The organism is [Clostridium] aerotolerans DSM 5434 (assembly GCF_000687555.1).
GTDB lineage: Bacteria > Bacillota > Clostridia > Lachnospirales > Lachnospiraceae > Lacrimispora > Lacrimispora aerotolerans.
The window spans coordinates 1-3,856 of the sequence record NZ_JHWJ01000038.1; the positions used below are offsets into that span (position 1 = coordinate 1).

Consider the following 3,856-nt stretch of genomic DNA (forward strand, 5'->3'; position numbering starts at 1 on the left):
ACCGGGGACACTGGGCCTACTGGCTATACCGGACCTACCGGCGATACTGGGCCTACTGGGGACACTGGGCCTACGGGACCAACCGGCGACACCGGAACTACGGGGGATACTGGACCGACCGGTGATACTGGATCTACGGGGGATACTGGACCTACTGGCGATACCGGACCTACTGGCGACACTGGGCCTACTGGCAATACCGGACCTACTGGCTACACTGGACCTACTGGGGATACCGGACCTACCGGCGATACTGGGCCTACTGGTGATACCGGACCGACCGGCGACACCGGACCTACTGGGGCTACTGGGCCTACTGGTGACACTGGACCTATTGGGGATACTGGACCTACGGGGGCTACCGGACCTACGGGCGATACTGGGCCTACTGGTGACACTGGGCCTACGGGACCAACCGGATATACCGGACCTACTGGGGACACTGGACCTACTGGCGGCACCGGACCTACTGGTGATACTGGACCTACCGGTGATACTGGATCTACGGGGGATACTGGACCTACTGGGGATACCGGACCTACTGGCTACACTGGACCTACGGGGGATACCGGACCGACCGGCGATACTGGGCCTACTGGTGATACCGGACCTACCGGCGACACCGGGCCTACTGGTGATACCGGACCTATGGGGGACACTGGGCCTACTGGCGACACCGGACCTACGGGGGCTACGGGACCTACCGGGGCTACGGGACCTACCGGGGACACTGGACCTACCGGGAACACTGGCCCTACGGGCGACACCGGACCTACGGGGGCTACTGGGCCTACTGGGGACACTGGACCTATCGGGGATACAGGACCTACGGGCGATACCGGACCTACCGGCGATACCGGATCTACGGGGGACACTGGACCTACCGGGGATACTGGACCTACTGGCGAAACTGGGCCTACTGGTGATACTGGACCGACTGGTGACACTGGTCCTACTGGCGACACCGGTGCATTTATAATAGGAAAAAATTGAATAAATTACATACTTACTCAATGTCTATAAACATGAAAGAACACTGTAACATTTATATAAATGTCACAATGTTCTTACAAAAACTTATACCTCAATTCGCTCCATAAGTTGTTTCTTTTTCGCAATAGTACAATAACTATTTTATAATAACCCAAGAAACAAAGACTTTTTATTCAATATATATTAACTTATACAACCTCAATCTTAATTTTATTTATAAGCAGCTCATATATCCAATGAGTAAATTTCAGTTCACCATTCTATTTAATTGATGTACTTTTTTCCATTTCCTTATTTTAGTGCGAAATGATTTAAATGGAGCAACAGTATTAATATGAATCCATTTCCATACGGGCCAATTGGAGTTTGTTGATGCTGCCCATTTTCTACCACCAGATTGAAATAGTTCATCATCATCAAATTCGTTAAGCCATTCAACTAATGAATCCACTGCATCAACAAACATTTTGATAAGCTGCTTTAAAGATTGACTCTTATATTTTGTATAGAAGCTTTGATATAACCCGCCGAGCTGATTCCATTTATAGCCGGGTTCAGGAGTTATAACCTCTTTGCCCATCATTTCATCACTATCCCAGCCGCGGAGCAGGCTCATCCACCCCAGTTGATACGCTATAATTTCCTGTGGAGTTCGATCTACTTCATTATAGCGAATATTCTTCTCAGACTCTTCAATTTCTTCAAATTCATCAATAAATAATTTAGCTGTTTTTTTAATCTCGTCAATAAATGCGCTCTTACTACTATATTCTTGCATATCTACTCTCCTTTCCTGGGATTTATGATTTTTACCTTTTGTAAAAGTGCTATAAATAATAAGTCTCTATTGAACCTTGTTCAATTATTACAACATTATTTATGTTTAAAATGAAGCATCCCATTTTTATATAATACACCTTGGATTTGACAGCATATTGTCAACAATCAGTTTTAGTAATTAATCTTTTTAAATAGCACAGATATTCCTTCTTTAGGCTGGGTGGATCAATTATCTCTACATTTAAGCCAAAACCTAATAAAAAATGTATAAGCCAGTCCCGATTGGCACAATGAAATATCACTATTACAGACCCATTTTTCCCTCGCTCGTAATTCTCTTTTCCAAATATATCAAGTATCTGGTACTCTATAGATTGATCAAAGGATAATGTTATTTTCTCGCCATTATCACTAGCAAAGTCGTCACTCCAGTCTGTTGGGACTTCTGTGTTAACTGGAATGAACGGTTCATTTAATATTTCCATTTTTACTATACGATTTATTTTATAAAAGTAAAACTCACTACTATCATTTTTTTTACCAAACAAATACCAGGCTGCACTTTTAAACACTATCTTATATGGTGCAATTTTTACATTGGATCTTCTATGGGAAGACAAATATTCAATCTGTAGATAACTTTTGCTCATAATTGATGTACGAATTAAATTTATCTTCTGCCTCAATGCTTCAGTAGCATTTCTGTTCCAAGCAGAAAAATCTATTAAAAAGTCTGAATCCACTGCTAGATAAGAGTCAGGAGGAGAAAGCTTTGTCAATAAAATCTGTAGGGATTCTGTATCTGTTATTGTTTTCAATCCAGATATTCCTGCCATTAGATAATTTATTTCATCGCTCGTAAGTGCAGTTTTATTAAGTTTATATTCTTTAACAATTCCAATGCCCCCTCCATTTCCAGGTACAGCATACAGAGGTATACCAGCTTCTTCAATGGCTTTAATGTCACGATATATTGTCCTTAGAGAAACCTGAAATTTTTCAGATAATGTTTTAGCTGATATTGTCTCGCGTGATAATAATATGGATAAAATGCCGAGCAACCTATGCAGACGCATTGTTATTCCTCCTCTATTTCATTTAACATATCATACTTTTATGACACCTTTATGTCAACAATGAGATTTGGTATTTAAACATTATTTTACAGTTCGGAGTCAGATTTAGAATTTATACTGAAATATTTCATTTTAGATTACGGTTATACATAAAACCTCATTTTTTATAATTGATATTATAAACTTATGGACTTGTAATAGACTGTAAACAGCAGGGAAGTACCACCCTAAATTGCATGAATTTATCATCTGATAAATGATTCCTATGTATCTATTTTCCGACCTATTAAGCAATAATTTTATCAGCTGTTTCTTAATATATACGGCACTACCGGGCCTATGGGTGCAACAGGACCGATTGGTGATACTGGACCTACCGGCTATACTGGACCTACGGGTGCATCCGGACCTACTGGTGACACTGGGCCGACGGGCGACACTGGAACTACTGGAGCAACCGGACCTATCGGAGACACTGGAACTACTGGCGACACTGGACCTACAGGCTATACCGGCCCTACTGGCTATACCGGTCCTACTGGCTATACCGGACCTACGGGTGCTACTGGACCGACTGGCGATACTGGGCCTACCGGCAACACTGGGCCGACTGGGGACACTGGACCGACTGGGGATACCGGACCGACTGGGGATACCGGACCTACCGGCGATTCTGGGCCGACTGGAGATACCGGACCTACCGGTGACACTGGGCCGACTGGCGATACTGGACCTACCGGTGACGCTGGACCTACCGGGGATACTGGACCTACCGGCGACGCTGGACCTACCGGCGACACTGGATCGACTGGGGCAACCGGACCTACCGGGGATACCGGACCTACCGGCGACACTGGGCAGACTGGCGACACCGGACCTACGGGGGCTACTGGACCGACCGGAGATACCGGACCGACGGGAGACACTGGACCGACTGGCTATACCGGACCTACCGGTGACACTGGACCTACTGGGGATACTGGGCCCACTGGCTATACCGGACCTAC

Annotated in this window: 2 protein-coding genes and 2 pseudogenes; 2 read left to right on the top strand and 2 right to left on the bottom strand. The window is 45.0% G+C overall.

Annotated features, from left to right (window positions below; genetic code table 11):
* Positions 1 to 979: pseudogene (locus tag T546_RS26050) on the top strand (hypothetical protein); the annotation flags it as partial.
* A gap of 261 nt (positions 980 to 1,240) precedes the next feature.
* On the opposite strand, the gene T546_RS0122230 reads toward T546_RS26050, so the two are convergent.
* Both T546_RS0122230 and T546_RS0122235 read right to left on the bottom strand, forming a co-directional pair.
* Positions 1,241 to 1,771, bottom strand: a complete 531-nt coding sequence (locus tag T546_RS0122230) for a ClbS/DfsB family four-helix bundle protein (protein ID WP_026893478.1) — start codon at positions 1,769 to 1,771, stop codon at positions 1,241 to 1,243.
* A gap of 160 nt (positions 1,772 to 1,931) precedes the next feature.
* Positions 1,932 to 2,849 carry a helix-turn-helix transcriptional regulator gene (locus T546_RS0122235; protein WP_026893479.1) on the bottom strand — a complete coding sequence of 306 codons (918 nt, stop codon included), beginning with the start codon at positions 2,847 to 2,849 and terminating at the stop codon, positions 1,932 to 1,934.
* 256 nt (positions 2,850 to 3,105) lie between these two features.
* Between T546_RS0122235 and T546_RS24390 the strand changes: the two are divergent.
* A pseudogene (locus T546_RS24390) lies at positions 3,106 to 3,856 on the top strand (hypothetical protein); the annotation flags it as partial.